This window comes from Pseudomonas sp. MPC6 (assembly GCF_006094435.1).
Classification (GTDB): domain Bacteria; phylum Pseudomonadota; class Gammaproteobacteria; order Pseudomonadales; family Pseudomonadaceae; genus Aquipseudomonas.
The window spans coordinates 5,670,028-5,686,572 of sequence record NZ_CP034783.1 but is presented as its reverse complement, the minus strand read 5'-3'; the positions used below and the strand labels follow the sequence as shown (position 1 = coordinate 5,686,572).

At 59.3% G+C, this 16,545-nt stretch carries 9 protein-coding genes; 2 read left to right on the top strand and 7 right to left on the bottom strand.

All coding sequences use genetic code 11. From position 1 onward, the window contains the following. The first annotated feature begins 72 nt into the window (after window positions 1–72). Window positions 73–2,385 (top strand): 5-methyltetrahydropteroyltriglutamate--homocysteine S-methyltransferase, encoded by a 2,313-nt coding sequence (gene metE / locus ELQ88_RS28405; protein WP_128872640.1) that lies wholly within the window; start codon window positions 73–75, stop codon window positions 2,383–2,385. 116 nt (window positions 2,386–2,501) lie between these two features. Here metE and ELQ88_RS28400 read toward each other — a convergent pair whose 3' ends face one another. Next, window positions 2,502–8,186: a DUF6543 domain-containing protein gene (locus ELQ88_RS28400; RefSeq protein WP_138968989.1), complete on the bottom strand. Its 5,685-nt coding sequence runs from the start codon at window positions 8,184–8,186 to the stop codon at window positions 2,502–2,504. A gap of 206 nt (window positions 8,187–8,392) precedes the next feature. Here ELQ88_RS28400 and ELQ88_RS28395 point away from each other — a divergent pair, with 206 nt between their 5' ends. After that, complete coding sequence (locus tag ELQ88_RS28395; RefSeq protein ID WP_138968988.1) at window positions 8,393–9,424, top strand: alpha/beta hydrolase; 1,032 nt, start codon at window positions 8,393–8,395, stop codon at window positions 9,422–9,424. A gap of 202 nt (window positions 9,425–9,626) precedes the next feature. Here the strand turns inward: ELQ88_RS28395 and ELQ88_RS28390 are convergent, their stop codons facing one another. The 6 genes from ELQ88_RS28390 to ELQ88_RS28365 form a co-directional block, all read right to left on the bottom strand. Then, complete coding sequence (locus ELQ88_RS28390) at window positions 9,627–10,244, bottom strand: hypothetical protein (RefSeq protein ID WP_138968987.1); 618 nt, start codon at window positions 10,242–10,244, stop codon at window positions 9,627–9,629. A gap of 55 nt (window positions 10,245–10,299) precedes the next feature. Beyond that, complete coding sequence (locus ELQ88_RS28385) at window positions 10,300–11,835, bottom strand: IS66 family transposase (protein WP_138968986.1); 1,536 nt, start codon at window positions 11,833–11,835, stop codon at window positions 10,300–10,302. A gap of 61 nt (window positions 11,836–11,896) precedes the next feature. Then, window positions 11,897–12,232, bottom strand: coding sequence for an IS66 family insertion sequence element accessory protein TnpB (gene tnpB, locus ELQ88_RS28380; protein ID WP_138968985.1), 336 nt, complete (start codon window positions 12,230–12,232; stop codon window positions 11,897–11,899). Beyond that, window positions 12,229–12,561: a transposase gene (locus ELQ88_RS28375; RefSeq protein WP_228761573.1), complete on the bottom strand. Its 333-nt coding sequence runs from the start codon at window positions 12,559–12,561 to the stop codon at window positions 12,229–12,231. The genes tnpB and ELQ88_RS28375 overlap by 4 nt, the downstream gene beginning before the upstream one ends. 662 nt (window positions 12,562–13,223) lie before the next feature. After that, entirely contained in the window at window positions 13,224–14,552 is a 1,329-nt protein-coding gene (locus ELQ88_RS28370; RefSeq protein WP_128872638.1) for a sigma-54 dependent transcriptional regulator, read from the bottom strand. After that, on the bottom strand, window positions 14,549–16,450 hold the full coding sequence (locus tag ELQ88_RS28365; RefSeq protein WP_138968983.1) for a sensor histidine kinase: 1,902 nt from the start codon (window positions 16,448–16,450) through the stop codon (window positions 14,549–14,551). The genes ELQ88_RS28370 and ELQ88_RS28365 overlap by 4 nt, the downstream gene beginning before the upstream one ends. Between the last annotated feature and the right edge of the window lie 95 nt (window positions 16,451–16,545).

The following is a 16,545-nucleotide window of genomic DNA, read 5'->3' as shown; positions in this document are numbered from 1 at the left end:
TGTCTCATGTTGGGTTAGCTGTCGACAATAGCTCCATGTTTTACCGCATCTTTTACCGAGAGAATTTTCAACATGGCCTTGGCACACACACTGGGTTTCCCCCGCATTGGCGCAGACCGCGAACTGAAAAAAGCCCTCGAAGCCTACTGGAAGGGCGATCTTGACCAGGACGCGTTGAAAAGCGTCGGTCGCCAGCTGCGCGCCAACCACTGGCAAGTGCAGAAAGACGCCGGCATCGACCTGCTGCCGGTGGGCGACTTTGCCTGGTACGACCAGGTCCTCACACACTCCCTGACCTTCGGGGTGATTCCCGAGCGTTTCGACAGCGTCAAGGATCAAGACGGCCTGCCGACGCTCGACACCCTGTTCGCCATGGCCCGTGGCGCTACCGCGAGCTGCTGCGGTGGCGAACATGTCACAGCGCAATACGCCCAGGAACTGACCAAGTGGTTCGACACCAACTACCACTATCTGGTCCCGGAGTTCAGCGCTGATCAGTCGTTCAAACTGAGCTGGGAACAGCTGTTCGATGAAGTCGATGAAGCCAAGGCCCTGGGCCACAACGTCAAGCCGGTGATCATCGGCCCGCTGACTTACCTGTGGCTGGGCAAGGCTAAAGGCGACGATTTCGACAAACTCGACCTGCTGGAACGCCTGCTGCCGGTCTACAACGAAATCCTCGGTCGTCTCGCTGAACAAGGGGTGGAATGGGTGCAGATCGATGAACCGATCCTGACCCTCGATCTGCCGCAGGACTGGAAAAACGCCTTCGAGCGCGCCTATCACATCCTTCAGTACTCTCCGCTGAAAAAACTGCTGGCGACCTACTTCAGCGGTCTGCAAGACAACCTCGGCCTGGCAGTTGGCCTGCCGGTGCAAGGCCTGCACATCGATGCGGTGCGTGCCCCCGACCAACTGCTGCACGTGCTCGATCGCCTGCCGACCTACAAGGTTCTCTCGGTGGGCCTGGTCAATGGACGCAACGTCTGGCGTTGTGAGCTGGAGCCCGTACTGGCGCAACTGCAATTTGCCCAGGAACGTTTTGGCGACAACCTGTGGGTCAGCAGTTCCTGCTCGCTGCTGCACAGTCCCGTGGATCTGGAGCGTGAAGACAAACTTGATCCGGAGTTGAAAAGCTGGCTGGCGTTCGCGGTGCAGAAATGCGGGGAAATCGCCGTACTGCGCGACGCCCTCAACGATCCGCAAGCGCCCAAGGTACAAGCCGCCTTGGCCGAAAGTCGTGCGATCCAGGCCAGTCGTGCCGAGTCGCCACGTATTCACAAAGCCGAAGTGCAGGCCCGCATCAATGCCATCGGCACCGCGGACAGTCAACGCCATTCGCCGTTCGCCAAGCGCATTGAGCAACAGCGTGCCCGGCTGAAACTGCCGGCGTTCCCGACGACCACCATTGGCTCGTTCCCGCAGACCGCTTCGATCCGCCTGGCACGCCAGGCCTTCAAGCAAGGCAAGCTGTCGGCCAACGATTACACCGATGCCATGCACAGCGAAATCCGCCATGCCGTGCAAGTCCAGGAGCGCCTGGGCCTGGACGTGCTGGTACACGGTGAAGCCGAGCGCAACGACATGGTCGAGTACTTCGCCGAACAGCTGGATGGTTATGCCTTCACCCGTTTCGGCTGGGTCCAGAGCTACGGTTCGCGCTGCGTCAAACCGGCGATCATCTATGGCGACCTGAGCCGCCCGACCGCCATGACCGTTGACTGGATCACCTATGCCCAGAGCCTGACCGACAAGGTCATGAAAGGCATGCTCACCGGTCCCGTGACCATGCTGATGTGGTCGTTCCCCCGCGAAGACGTCTCGCGCAAAATCCAGGCGCAACAACTGGCGCTGGCCCTGCGCGATGAAGTGCTGGACCTGGAAGCCGCCGGCATCAAGATCGTGCAGATCGACGAAGCCGCGTTCCGCGAAGGCCTGCCGCTGCGTCGGGCGCAATGGCAGGAATATCTGGACTGGGCAGTGGAAGCCTTTCGCCTGACCGCGTCCGGCGTACGGGACGAAACCCAGATCCACACCCACATGTGCTACAGCGAATTCAACGACGTGATCGAGTCCATCGCGGCCATGGACGCCGACGTGATCACCATCGAAACCTCGCGTTCGGACATGGAGTTGCTCGAGGCCTTCAAAGCTTTCGACTACCCGAACGACATCGGCCCGGGCGTCTACGACATCCACTCGCCACGGGTGCCGGACACGGCCGAAATGGTCAAGTTGATGAGCAAGGCGGTGCAGCGGGTTCCGGCCGAGCGGCTGTGGGTCAACCCGGACTGCGGGTTGAAAACCCGGGCGTGGCCGGAGACCGAGGCGGCGCTGGTGAACATGGTGGCGGCGGCTCGGCAGTTGCGCAGTCAGTTGGCGTAAATAGCTGAAGCTGATCCGGTCACACGAAAAGCCGTTGAACCTGTTGGCTCAACGGCTTCTTTGTTTCAGCGAACACGCGGTAGAACCGGGAGGCGGGCAGCCCGCCCCCCTCGGGCTCAAATCTCTTCGAAGTGCACAACGACGGGTGATCGTTGACCAATATCGGCATAGGGCAGGTCGGCGTCGTCAGCATGGGTCAGAAACCGATGTTCAGGCAATTTCAAGTGGGCTTTTTCGAAATTTCGCATCACTGGTTTTGCGCTGGAGTAGTGGAAGTGGGCATACCAAAGCAGTTCGTTTGGCATGATTGTGGTGTTCCATACTTCGTATTCCTGCATATGATCGCTTCGCCCGTTCTTGCGCTTTCCGAGGTTTTTCAGCGGTCTGGTTTTGCGGATTTCCGCGGCGTTCTGGCCAATGAGATCGTCCAACATGCCATCGGTAGGTTTTTTACTGGCCAGCGCCTGGGAGGTGCGCATTTGTCGTCCAATAGTCCTGAGTTCCGTAGCCTTGTCGAGCAGTTCTTGAATGATCGGATTTGTAGCGTCCGTCGTTTCGATGCGCCGGGCGCTACCGGTCAATGTGTCCGCTTCGAATACCATCATGTGCTCCAGGTCGACAGGGAGCGTGTTCTGCCTGGCATAGGCCTGGACTTGGGTTTGATGTGCCGGTAGGTTGTCCAGGCGTTTCCGGGCATCGGAAACCAACGTTGCGAGATCCGTTTGAATCGGTGCCGGTGCCTGAGTTGGCGGGTTCAACAGGCGGAACTTGCCGTTGCTGCCTTGCTCCCAGACGACCTCGGTTCCACGCGGTCCGGTCAGGACGTATTGTCGTGCTTGGGTCGTTTTCTCCAGCCTCTCAGTCCCGATAAGCAATTGATCGTCTTCGGTGATGAAGACTTTTTTGTTGATTTTCCCTACCGGTTTCACGACTGGAGTCCCGCCGACGCCTTTGCGGGCTCGCTCGGTCAACTTATTGATACTCATCAGCAGCGGTTCAACCCATTCCACATGGAAATGCTGAGGATAACTGGCGGTCCAGGCTCGCAAGCCGCGACGGAATTGCGTGTAAACGTCAAAACATTCCTGGAGTATCTTATTACGCTCGTCTCGGGTAACGACGGTTTTCGACAGGTCATGATGCATTAACACGGCCTGATCCATTTGGACGCGCAAATTCCTTGTTTGTCGTTGCAACTCGAGCCAGGACGTATCGGTGGTAGCGTCAACACGCTTGACCATTTCCAATAGATGGCCAATTTTCACAGTCAGCACGGTGACAGTGTTGGTTTGATTCAATGATTCAACTTTTTCTTTCAGTTCTGCGTATCTTATTTCGTCAGGTGTCTTGTTTGTCCCGTGTTTTTTGGGGGGGGTGATTTTACGGAACCATCGATCCGACTGGTTTATCAGTTCCTCTGACTTATCCAGTTCGCTCACGATTTTTACACGTAATGTGCGCACTTTCTCCAGAATGCTCAGAAATTGATCAAGGCTCCCTGACGGCACCGTGTCCAACTCCCGCAAGAGGTCATCAGCCTGCTCCACCAATAGATCAATTCGTTGACCGACAAAGTGGTAGCGCAGAGTGCAGCGGTCAGCCAGCACCCAGGCGCACTCGCTTCGCACACGCACGTCGGCTGCGTTATCGCGTCTGGCCAGGCTCTTCAATTCCTCCAATGCCTCGTATCGCGGAATGACCAAATCGATATCGTTGGCGCACGCAGTATCGGCAGTCTCCACAAGTTGGGAAAAATGTGCTTGCTCAGCTTTGCTCAGTGAACTGAGTTCGGTATCAGGTTGTGGTGTATCGGCGTTCTCTTGAGGATCAAGCTTATAGAGTTTCCGAATTTTTTCGTATTTATCGAGCGCCGCTGTTGTTTGCAATCGCTGTATGTTGTATCGATCGGCAATTTCATTAGTTATGTCTTCCAACTGACCCTCTCGACGATAAGCCCGATCACGCCAAAAGCGTGGCAACCGCTGACGAATAGCCAATGGCCAGATCGGATCGAGCGCATCGGCTAAATGCCCAAGCCTTTGGCCGCCACCGAGCCCGCCGCCTTCGAAAGTCGTCCCATAAACACCGTACCAGGTGTCCCAATGACCCGTTTCGTCCAGGGCAATCGGCTGTTTGTAGGTTTTTTGGGCGTTACCGGACAATCGCCAGTTGCGTGAATCCTGGCTAAGTTCGACCTGGAAGAGGCGTCCCTGGCGTTCGATGAAGTCACCCTCGGCATGTCGGAAAATGCCACGGTAGAGGCCGTGAGTGGCGGGTTGCAAACCGGCAAGCGAGAGCGGTTGTTCAAATTCGTAACCGGCGAAGCGTGCCAGCACGTGTCGGGCCTGGCGCTGCGAGACGCCATGCAGCGCCGCCGTATGTCTGACCAGCCTGTGAAGCTGGCGAGCGCGCGCCAGTGAGCGCGCCGCCCTGGTGCCGACCGAGAAGGCTACTTCACCAGGCAGCAGATCCATGGCGGCGTCGATCAGCGACAACAGCACCGATCCCAGTTCCGCCACGCCATCCCCAACCTCGCCGCGCAAAAAGGCGGCCACCGCCTGATTCGCGCTGGTCCAGGCATCGTAGAGGGCAATGGCGCTGCCAATGAAGGGCAGCATGCCCACCGCCATTTTTATGTAGTTGAAGGCGCGCGGGCCTTTCAATGTGTACCGTTCCAAGTACAGGTCGTCGTTGGAGCGCGAAGTGCCGCGATGGGCTTCGAGCAGGCGACCCATATGAGCATCGAGCAGGTGGTCGGCCAGCGAGGTGGTCGTCGGCCAGCGTGTCCCGACCTCGATCATGCCATCGAAGTTTTTCTCCACGGCCTGGTTGATGCGACTGACATGCGCCCTGACGTTACCTTGCAATGTTTTGTGGGCCAGGTAGTCGATCCACTTGTCATTCCCGCACAAGTTGTACAGACCTTTGCGCGCCGCTTCGAGACTGTCGTAGCGGCGCAGGAATTGGCCATCGTGGCTGTCGGGCAGGTACAGCAGGGTGACTCCGCTGATCTGCTCTTCGATAAAGGTCACGCCCGACAGGGTGACGGGACCTTCCCGGGGGGTATCCTGGCCACCCACTTTCAGGGAAACCGGCAGTATGGCGACGCGCTTGCCTGCGGTGGTCCAGGCCTCTGGGGTGTTGGCATCGATGGCGATGTTCAACACCTGTAATTCGTCGCTGTTGATGTGCTTTTGCAGTCGCGCGCATTCACCCTGAATCTTGAGCATCAGGCGCCAGGGTTCGACAAGACTTTCCCGGCGATGCTCCTTGACGAAGACGGATTCGGTGGCTGACCCCTTGAACGCTTCGAGGATCAGCTGTTCGTAAGCCTTGGGCAGATCCAGTTCCGGCAAGACTTTGCGCAGATAAGTCAGATCGATTCCGTTCAGCAAGCGAAGGCGATCTTTATTCTGCGCCGCGCTGACCTCCAGCCGCATGAAGACTAAACGCTGCGACAGTGAGTCCTGCAGCACCGAATGAACATTATCGATATTGAGCTGCGCCAGGTCTTCGAGCGACATTTTGCTGCGCGCGGAGCCGGGCACGATGACCGTATTCTTCCTGACTCCGCCTGGCCCTGATTCAGACGCTGTTTCAATCGTGGTCGAGTCGGGGAAGTCGACTTGCACGGCAAATTGTCCCTCGGTCGAGAAGTCTTTGCTTAGTCGGGCGTGCAGGTGTTTGCGGGTGAAGTCGTCACGGGGTTCCAGGGCGATTGTCATGAGTTGGTGACTGCGTTGCATCGCCGTGATGTACGCCTCGAACAGGTCCTTGAGCCCGGCACGGTCAGCCTCGGTCAGTTTGCTGAGCCAGTCCGGCAGGTTGGAGGCGAGGGTTGCGCTTTGGTCCTGCTCCAGCAGATGGGCGATGGCCAGGCTTCGGGCGGCGTGTACCGGGACCTGTAAGGTGGCGAGGGATTTTTGACGCAAGATGTCCAGCTGTTCGGCACGTTGCACGGCGTCGGCCGATTCGACGTGACGCTGGCGTATTGCGGCGGCCTGTACTTCGAAGTCGCCGGTCAGTTGCTCCAAGCCATACAGGAGCGCGTCGCCGGTGATTTTTTTCAGCTGCACCGACAGCCCGTCGCTGCGATCGTGAATCTTGAACACCTGGCGTTCCAGCTCGCGACGATTGGCGAACCGTTGCAGGCCACCCCCCGTGCCGGGCCAATAGAGCAGCACGCTGTGTGGCGAGTCGGGGTCGGCGAGCACCTGCGCCCGGGTCATGATAAACGCGCCTTTGAGTGCCTCGGAGGTGACCGTGGAGGTCTCACCTTCCTGGCTGGTCAGCGATAGTGTCAGGCTGGCCGCCACCCTGTCCGGGCCGGGATCGTCGGGCGTATCCAGCAGGGCTTTGAGCAGGCTGCAGTCATCGTCGTCCAGTTGCTCGAGGGTCAATTGCAGTGCGGCTTCGGCATGCAGGCCTGTCTTGTGCGCGCTGTGCAGGGCGGTGAATGCCTGCTGGAACCTGTCCAGGTCCAGTGTGCGTGACCGGTTCAACAAGTCAGAGGCCGCCGTGTCGGCGGCTTGTTCGGCGTTTGCCAGGGCCTTGAGCGAGTCTTTGAACGGTTGCAGGCCCTCACCCTCGCCAACGTCTTCCACCAGTGCTTCGAGCGCATCGCGCTGTTTTTTCACCGTCCCCTGGCGCAAGGACCAGGGGATATCGGCGTACAGGTTGCCGAACAGTGACGTTTCATCGGTCTCGGCAATGTCACCGGCAGCTTCCAGCCTGGGTGGCGAGGCAAAAAAAGTGACGTGATTGCGTTGTCGATCAACCTGGTCGGCCTGGACCAGGGATTGCGCACCATGCGCCGCCAGTCCGGGCTTGCCGCGGGTTCCATGGCGTAAGGCAGTGACCTGAGCCTGCAGGTGAGCCGCAAACAGATCGCTCGAGCCCACGACCAACGGGTTGCTGGTGTTTGCGGTGTACTCAAAGCGCGTGTCATCGCTGGGTAAACCGGTCGGGACGAGTGCCTGGCTGGACAGCCAGTCTTCCATATCGCTGCGTTGATTGAATACCTGGATGGCGACGGGCTTGCTGGGCAGGTACAGCAATTGCCAGCCGCTGGTTGCCTCTGCGGCAGTGATGACCCACGCGCCTGTGAGTTTGATTCTGGCACTGTTGCTTAACACCAGCGCCACTTGCTCGGTATGAATGGGCTTCGCGTTCAGCGCCAACGGCCCGATGGGTGGGTCAATCAGCAACTGCAGGAATGTGAGCTGTTCCTGCGTGAGGGTGTTGCGGGCGACTGCCAGTTGGGCGGCTGCCTCGAAGTGGTTACGGTAAAGCTGAATGACTCGTTCCTGTCGCGATATTGCAGTACCGGGAGCGCGCTGGGCCCAAAAGGTTCGCCAGCGGTCGCCGTGGATTAATACCGGATCGAGTGCCTTGAGTCGTTCGAGCATTTGTAGCGGTGTCAGGGACAACAAGGGGTGGGTTTGCCCCAGGCCGGTCACTCGCCATTGCTGATCAAGCGTTGTTTCCAGCGTCGGGTGTTGCAGGACGAAGGCGCACGCCTGGGTAAAGCTGACAAAACTTTCCGGCTGTTCATCCGTGCCGGCGAAGAGCAAGCCGGCGTGTTGCCCGTTCAGGTCCAGTGATTGTTTCAGCAGTTGGTCGAGGGTGTCGCGGATTGTCGGACTGGCAGCCGCCAGTTCGCGCAAGGCCTGGCTGCTTTCGCGCCAGCGGGCCGAGGCAGTCAGAAAAAGGTTTTCGTCAGGCGATGGCGGCAAAGGAGAGAAGGGGGGCAGGTCAGCCGGTTTCGGCAGCGCGAGGTCCAAGAGCAGTCTATCGGTCATGGCAATATGGCTCACAGTGGCGGAGCGGCGGTTGCGCTCCTTGAGCGAGCCATTTAAGGAGAGTCCTGCGGGGCATTGGCACTACATAGTTACCGCACGGACCATTCAGCGGCATTCATCAAACTGTCACGCAACTGTGGCAGCGCGCTTGAACAAATATCATCAGACTCGCGCTCTACTGGGGTTCTGCGTTTTGGTGTTTTTTCATGCGTGCTTTGTTCTTATCGGCGGCCATTTTTCTGGCCGCGCTGTTTAGCCTGCCATCCCTGGCGGCATCTCGTTGTGATGTGAATGTTCCAACCGAACGGGCCGATCTGGCGCAGGTGAGCCTGGCGTACCAGAGCATCGGTCGTGCGTCGGATCCGGCATTGCTCCTGGTCATGGGCCTGGGCGGACAGTTGATTCATTGGCCGGACGAGGTGGTGGTCGCGCTGTGTCAACAGGGTTTCCGGGTGATCCGGTATGACAATCGCGATGTCGGTCTGTCCACCTGGCGGCAAACGCCCGTCGATGCCAACCTGACGTTCGAAGTGCTGCGCTACAAACTCGGTCTGCCGGTGGCCGCGCCATACACCCTGACCGACATGGCTGACGATGCCTTTGGGCTGATGGATGCCTTGCACGTCGAGCAGTTCCACGTGCTGGGTGCGAGCATGGGCGGGATGATCGCCCAGCATATGGCGGCCATGGCGCCGCAACGGGTCGAGAGCCTGACCCTGATCATGACCAGCTCCGGTGCCGAAGGCTTGCCGGCGCCGAGTGCGGCGTTGGTGCAGCTCCTGTCGCGCCGGGGGGCGCCGAATCGCGAAGTGGCGCTCGAGCAGCAGGCCGATTTGCTGGCAGCGCTGGGCAGCCCGACAGTGAGTGACGATCGACAGGCGCTGTTGCAGCAGGCGGCACAGTCCTACGACCGGGCGTTCAACCCCGAAGGCGTGAAGCGCCAGATCATGGCGATCCTCGCCGAACCGAGCCGGGTGGCGCTGCTCAACCAATTGCGACTGCCGACGCTGGTGGTGCATGGCACGGCCGATCCGCTGTTGCCGGTCATGCACGGCGTGCACCTGGCGGCGCATATCCGCGGCAGTCAGCTGAAGCTGATTCCGGGGCTGGCCCATCGCTTCCAGGAAGCGTTCAAGACGCCGTTGCTGGCGGCGGTGTTGCCGTACTTGCAGGCCCATCGCGAAGATACTTCGCATTGGGCGCAGATTGATCCGGTGCCAGCGCCGAACCTCCTGTAACCCCCCTGTCGGAGCTGGCTTGCCAGCGAAGGCGGCGTGTCAGGCGACATTGATGCTGGATGTGCCGGCCCCTTCGCTGGCAAGCCAGCTCCTACAGTTGGATTTCGCCGGGCACAGGATTGGTGGTAAGCGGATGGCGAACACATCTTTACTTCGCCCTCACATCGATCCGCTTCCAACTGCTATATAAGGCTCCGTCTCGCTAAGAGGTGTGAGTAGGTCGTGGGAGCGATGCGATCATTTGATCAAAGGCCACCACCGCATATCTTCCATCAAGGCTTTTCAAGGTTGGCATTTCTGAAGGAAACCCGAATCGCACTCTGCCGGGAAGCACTTCATCCATAGCTGAGTACCAGGTCAGCAGAGCTTGTTGGAGGCGCACGTGTAGCTCGAATCCACTCCGTCGGCGGGTGGTGTCTGCTTTGGCTCGCTCTCGCGCGAGCTGAGGATCTATGCGGCCAACAATGTAACAGTCAGCAAAGCCAATACGTCCTTGTGCGATTGTTTCTCTTGTGGCGTCCAACTCTATTCGCCAGTTGTGTTCGCTCGTCTCGCCGATCTGCCAAAGGCTCCAAATGTAGTGGAGCTTGAGAGGGTCACTGTCACACAAAGCCCACGAAGAAATGTCTTCCATAGCCAACGCTTTTTGCCAGCGATCCACGTTCCTCTCTGCCCAAAAAGTTGCTGCTCCGACTGGATCTTTTATCCGATCCGGCTCGTTTTCAAAACGGCCGTTTTCAGGAATGACATGTTGCCCTCCATGCTTAGCGCACCAAGTCGTTTTCCCGCTGGCGCTGATTCCTTCAACAACCAAAATCATCGTTTTGACTACTCCGTTAATTGCGCCATCCTTGCAAGTCCCAAATCATCAGGGCTTACGTGGTTTCTGCCGCCACCCACTGATGCGGCAGCAGTTGCTCGATCTCGCTCGCCCGCTGCGTCGGCAGGCGTGTAAGAACGTCCTTCAAATAAGCATACGGATCATGCCCGTTGAGCCGCGCAGATTGGATCTTACTCATGATCGCCGCCGCCCGTTTTCCGCTACGTAGCGACCCTGCAAAGAGCCAGTTCTTACGTCCAAGAGCCCATGGCCGGATTTGATTCTCGGCCCAATTGTTGTCAATGGGTACGGCTCCGTCGTCGAGGTAGCGCGACAGCGCTGCCCAGCGTTTCAGGCTGTAATCCAGCGCTCTGCTGATAGCCGAACCTTCGGGCACAAGGTCACGCTGGGCGATCATCCAGGCATGCAGCGCAGACATCACCGGCACGGCTTTTTCCTGCCGTACTCGGCGTCGTAAATCCGGCTCCAGGTCGCGGATTTCACTTTCGATTTCGTACAGCAGTTGGATATAGCGCAGCGCCTGCTCGGCGAGCTGGCTCTTGTTGGTGGCATGTAATTCAAAGAACTTGCGCCGCGCATGGGCCATGCAGCCGATTTCGGTAACGCCAAGTTCGAAACTTGCCTTGTAACCGCCAAAATCATCACAGACCAGCTTGCCCTTCCAGTCTTGCAGGAAGTTGCGGGCATGCTCTCCGGCACGGCTGGGGCTGAAGTCGTAAACGACCGCCGCCAAGTCCGAGAACTGGCTGGTGGCGTAGGCCCAAACATAGGAACGGTGGGTTTTCTTCGCACCCGGCGTGAGCATCTGCACAGGTGTTTCATCGGCATGGATGACCTGCTGTCCAAGCACCACATCACGCAACGCATCGACCAGAGGCTGCAACTGTACGCCTGTCATGCCAACCCATTGGGCCAAGGTTGAACGTGGAATGGCCAAGCCAGCTCGTCCGAAAATCGACTCCTGGCGGTAAAGCGGAAGATGGTCGGCAAACTTGGCGATCATGACGTGAGCAAGCAGCCCAGCGGTCGGGATGCCCTTATCAATGACCTGCACCGGAACCGGCGCCTGGATCAGTGTTTCACAGTCATCACAGACCCACTTGCCACGGATATGGCGTTCGACGGTAAATACGCCGGGCGTGTAGTCCAACTTTTCGCTGACATCTTCACCGATGCGCTTGAGTGCGCAGCCGCATTGGCAGTGAGTATTGTCCGGTTCGTGATGGATCAACGTGCGTGGAAACTCTGCCGGCAATGCAGTGCGCTTGGGCTTTTGCTTTTTCTCCGTCGCCGCTGGCAATGTTTGCAACGCCTGAAGCTCTGCTTCAATCGCCGCGATATCGGTATCGATCAGGTCATCGAGCAGGCTGGCCTGCTCGGGATTCATCTGCTCGCTGCGCTTGGCAAACTTCAATCGCTTGAGCTGCGCGATCTCGTGAGTCAGTTTCTCGATCACCGTTTGGTCGCGGTTGATCTTCTTGCCCATGGTGTCGACTTGCGACAGCAACTGCGCTGCCAAGGCACGCAGTTGGTCGGAGGACATTTGGTCGAGATTGGGCGAAGAAGTCATGCTGCGGATTTTGCCAGAGCAGGCAGTTCGCGGCGATAGACCGATAGGCTAATGGCAGCCGTTAAAGCAGTGTGATCGCGCCGCCGCAACCCGCACGTTGCCATGGCAGGCCCACTACCAGAGCTTGGAGTTGCTCGGTGTCCAACTGCATTTCAGCTCCATGACGAATGCTTGGCCAGTGGAATTTTCCCTGGTTCAACCGACGAGCAGCCAGCCAGATACCGAAGCCGTCATGTACCAGAACTTTTATGCGAGTAGCGCGGCGGTTGGCAAATACATAAGCACAGTGCGGCTTCGCCGCACCGAACACCGCGATCACCCTGGCCAACGCGGTTTCTGTGCCCGCTCGCATGTCCATCGGCTCGGTAGCGAGCCAGATGAAGTCGATGCGGATCATCGCAGCAGGTCTCGAAGAAAGGTCGCGCAGGCAGCAGCATTTTCGGTAGGCCAGTTCACTTTGACGGTGCCGCGCGGGTGCTGGATCTCAACGCAGATATTCGACGATGTAGCTTGCGAACTTGCTCCGCCCAACTGCATGGGTAACGGAATAAATGGAGGTTGCAGCGCGATGCTTTTCTGCGCGTGCATCCGAATCCATTTGTGGACGAGGTTTGCGTTGAGGCTATGGCCGAGTGCGATGCTGGCAATAGAAGCGCCGGGCTGGGCACACTCTTGAATGACCTGGGCCTTGAAGGATTTTGAATAGGAACGGCGTGTTGGCTGCATGAAATACCCGCTTAAAAGGCTAGAACTGGTGCCCACTTAAATTTTAAGTGGGCACCATGTCTTGGCCTTGCGAGGCTGGGTAGATGACTTGGCCGGACGCATACGATTGGTGTACACCCTGATTACCTGTAGGAGCTGGCTTGCCAGCGAAGGCGGCGTGTCAGGCGACATCGATGCTGGATGTGCCGGCCCCTTCGCTGGCAAGCCAGCTCCTACAGTTGGATTTCGCCGGGCACAGGATTGGTGTACACCCCGATTACCTGTAGGAGCTGGCTTGCCAGCGAAGGCGGCGTGTCAGGCGACATTGATGCTGGATGTGCCGGCCCCTTCGCTGGCAAGCCAGCTCCTACAGTTGGATTTCGCCGGGCACAGGATTGGTGTACACCCCGATTACCTGTAGGAGCTGGCTTGCCAGCGAAGGCGGCGTGTCAGGCGACATTGATGCTGGATGTGCCGGCCCCTTCGCTGGCAAGCCAGCTCCTACATTTGGACTTCGCCGAGTACAGGATTGGTGTACACCCCGATTACCTGTAGGAGCTGGCTTGCCAGCGAAGGCGGCGTGTCAGGCGACATTGATGCTGGATGTGCCGGCCCCTTCGCTGGCAAGCCAGCTCCTACATTTGGATTTCGCTGGGCACAGGATTGGTGTACACCCCGATCCCTCAGTGACTCAACCCATACTTCTTGACCTTGTCGAACAGCGTGGTCTTGGCCATTCCCAGTTCGTGGCTGGCCTGGGTCAGGTTGCCGCCGCTGCGTTGCAAGGCGTCGCCGAGCAGGTTGCGCTCGAAGGCTTCCACCGCTTCGGCGAAGGCCAGGCCCTGATTGTTGCCGTTGGTGCCGGATTTCTTGAAGGCCGGCAGACCGAGGGCGAAACGTTCGGCGACGTTGCGCAGTTCACGCACGTTGCCTGGCCAGTCGTGACTCATCAGGTTCGACAGGGTCTGGTTGTCCAGCTCCGGCACCGCGCGGTCGAAGCGCAGGGACGACTGCTGCAGGAAGTGTTCGAACAGTTGCAGGATGTCTTCACGGCGCTCGCGCAGCGGTGGCAATTCCAGGGTCACCACGTTCAGGCGGTAATACAGGTCGCTGCGAAATTCCCCGGCCTTGCTCGATTCGTCCAGGTCGGACTTGGTCGCCGCGATCACCCGGCAATCCACCGCCACGCTCTGGTTCGAACCGAGACGTTCGAGGGTGCGTTCCTGCAGCACCCGCAGCAGTTTGATCTGCAAGGGCAGGGGCATGCTTTCCACTTCGTCGAGGAACAGCGTGCCACCGTCGGCGTGTTCGATCTTGCCGATCCGCCGTTTGCCGGCACCGGTAAACGCGTTGGCTTCATGGCCGAATATTTCGCTTTCGAACAGGTTTTCCGGCAGGCCGCCGCAGTTCAATGCGACGAATTGTCGGGTATGGCGACGACTGAAATCATGCAGGCAGCGCGCAACCAATTCCTTGCCGGTACCGGTTTCGCCTTCGATCAACACGTTGGCCGAGGTATCGGCGACGTTGGCGATCAGTTCCCGCAGGTTCTGCATGGCCGGCGAGCGGCCGATGATGCGGCCTTCCAGGGAGTCCCGTTCGGCCAGTTGCCGGCGAAGCGACGAGACTTCCCGCGCCAGGCTGCGTTGTTCCAGCGCACGACGGGCGACCTCCACCAGGCGTTCGGGAGAGAAGGGTTTCTCCATGAAGTCGTAGGCGCCTTTTTGCATGGCGCCGACGGCCATGGAGATGTCGCCGTGACCGGTGATCAGCACCACGGGCAGGCTGCGATCACGGGCCTTGAGCCGGGTCAGCAGTTCCATGCCGTCAATGCCCGGCAGGCGGATGTCGCTGATGACGATCCCGGCAAAGTTATTGCCGACACGCTCCAGTGCTTCTTCGGCGCTGCCCACGCCCACGCAGGGAATGTCTTCCAGGGTCAGCGCCTGTTGGCAGCCGAGCAGCACATGGGGGTCGTCTTCGACGATCAGCACACTAAGGTCGTTGTTCATATTGGCTCGGCGTGAAGGGGGCTTACCAACGGTAAACTGAGGACGAAGGAGGTACCACCGCTGGCCGGGTGTTCGACGCCCAGGTGGCCGCCGGTGGCCGCGGCCAGGCTCGCCGACAGCGTCAGGCCGAGGCCCAGGCCCTGTTCGCCGGGTTTGGTGGTGAAGAACGGTTCGAACAGATGCTTGCGCGTCTCGACGTCGATGCCATGGCCATTATCGCGCACACGCAGGCGATACTTGCCGTCGAACACCTCGCCTTCGAGCCACAATTGCGGCAACGGTTGGGCCTGCATCGCATCGAGGGCATTGCCTATCAGGTTGACCAGGATCTGTTCCAGTCGGGTCTGGTCGATCTGCACCTGCACATCGGCGATATCGCGATGCAATTGCAGGTGCGCGCTTTCCACGCGACTGCCAAGCAGTTGCAACGCCGCGTCGACAGCCTTGCCGAGGCTGGCCTGGCCTTTGTCGTCGCCACGTCGGGCGAAGGAGCGCAGGCTGGCGGTAATCCGGCCCATGCGGTCGATCAGTTCGTTGATGGTCTTGAGGTTGGTGCTGGCGACGTCCAGCTGACCGCGCTCGAGAAACCGTACGGTGTTGCCGGACAAGGTCCGCAGGGCGGCGAGCGGCTGGTTCAGTTCATGGGCGATGCTGGTGGACATCTGGCCAATGGCGGCGAGTTTGCCGGCCTGCACCAGTTCATCCTGGGCGCGGCGCAAGGTCTCTTCGGCCATCCGGCGTTCGCGAATCTGGCCCTTGAGCCGTTCGTTGCTGGCGCGCAGGTCGGTGGTGCGTTCGGTAATCCGACGCTCCAGTTGATTGTTGGCTTCCTGCAAGGCTTCCCGGGCGGCGAGGCGGGTGGCGATCACTTTGCGCCGCTCGTTCCAGGCGATCAGCAGGAACGCCACCAGGGCAAACGCCACTGCCACCAGAATCCCCTGATTGATCGCTTCACGCCGCAAATCCTGGAGGGGGGTGAGCAGGGTGAAATGCCATGGGGTGTCGCTCAGCGGTCGGGTTTGCGACAGGTAGCTGATGTTTTCTTCTTCGGACTCCAGCTCGCTGTTGGCCGGGAAGGTCAGTTTTTCCTCGCCTTCAGCCAGTTTTTCCCGGGCCAGCGGTTGCAGTTCGTTCAGCGGGAACCAGTAGTACTGCAGGCTGCGGGCCAGTTTTTCCTTGGTCTCTTCGCTGAGCGGTATCACCGATTTCAGGCGCCGCGCCGGATCGCTGGACAGAATGATGATGCCATTCTCGTCGCTGACGAAGGCCTCCAGGCGTGCCCGCTGCCAACGTTCTTCCATGGCTTCGAGGCGGACCTTGACCACCGCCACGCCGATGATCTTGCCGCGTTCTTCCAGGCCATGGGCCAGGTAATAACCGGGCTCGCCGTTGGTGCTGCCGATGCCATAGAAGCGTCCCGACTCGCCACGAACGGCGTTCTGGAAGTAGGCGCGAAAGGACAGGTCTTCGCCCAGGTAACTGTCGACGTCGCGCCAGTTGCTGGTGGCCATGACGCGGCCGGTGGTGTCCATCACGTAGATGGCCCGACTGCGGCTGCGCCGGTTCAGGCCTTCGAGGTATTCATTGACCGTCTGCCGGTGTTCCGGTGACGGGTCGTCCAGCAGCCTGGAAACACTGGATTCGAGTTCCAGCAGGCTGGGCAGGTAGGTGTACTTGCTGATCTCGCTCTCGACGGCGCGGGCGTGCAGTTCCAGCTGACGCTGGCCATTCTCGCTGAGGCTGCGTATCCCATAGTGCTCGCTGATCCAGAAGCCGAGGTAACCCAATCCGATCATCAAGGCGATGACCAGCGGCGGCAGGAACAGGTGGCGAATCAGACGAGGTTTCACGACGAGTGATGGCGGCGCGGCGCGGTAAAGAGTGGGGTCGCATTTCATCACAGATGCCTTGGGTCAACCACAACACTTGATCGTTAGCCACCACCGGCCCCTGTAGGAACCGGCTTGCTGGCGAGGCAGACGACGCGGAGTGT

Bases quoted from the DNA above. Each gene is read 5' to 3' on its own strand.
- ELQ88_RS28385 (WP_138968986.1), bottom strand. From the start codon at position 11,835: ATGACTTCTTCGCCCAATCTCGACCAAATGTCCTCCGACCAACTGCGT.
- ELQ88_RS28390 (WP_138968987.1), bottom strand. From the start codon at position 10,244: ATGATTTTGGTTGTTGAAGGAATCAGCGCCAGCGGGAAAACGACTTGG.
- ELQ88_RS28370 (WP_128872638.1), bottom strand. From the start codon at position 14,552: ATGAACAACGACCTTAGTGTGCTGATCGTCGAAGACGACCCCCATGTG.
- tnpB (WP_138968985.1), bottom strand. From the start codon at position 12,232: ATGATCCGCATCGACTTCATCTGGCTCGCTACCGAGCCGATGGACATG.
- ELQ88_RS28395 (WP_138968988.1), top strand. From the start codon at position 8,393: ATGCGTGCTTTGTTCTTATCGGCGGCCATTTTTCTGGCCGCGCTGTTT.
- metE (WP_128872640.1), top strand. From the start codon at position 73: ATGGCCTTGGCACACACACTGGGTTTCCCCCGCATTGGCGCAGACCGC.
- ELQ88_RS28375 (WP_228761573.1), bottom strand. From the start codon at position 12,561: ATGCAGCCAACACGCCGTTCCTATTCAAAATCCTTCAAGGCCCAGGTC.
- ELQ88_RS28400 (WP_138968989.1), bottom strand. From the start codon at position 8,186: ATGACCGATAGACTGCTCTTGGACCTCGCGCTGCCGAAACCGGCTGAC.
- ELQ88_RS28365 (WP_138968983.1), bottom strand. From the start codon at position 16,450: ATGAAATGCGACCCCACTCTTTACCGCGCCGCGCCGCCATCACTCGTC.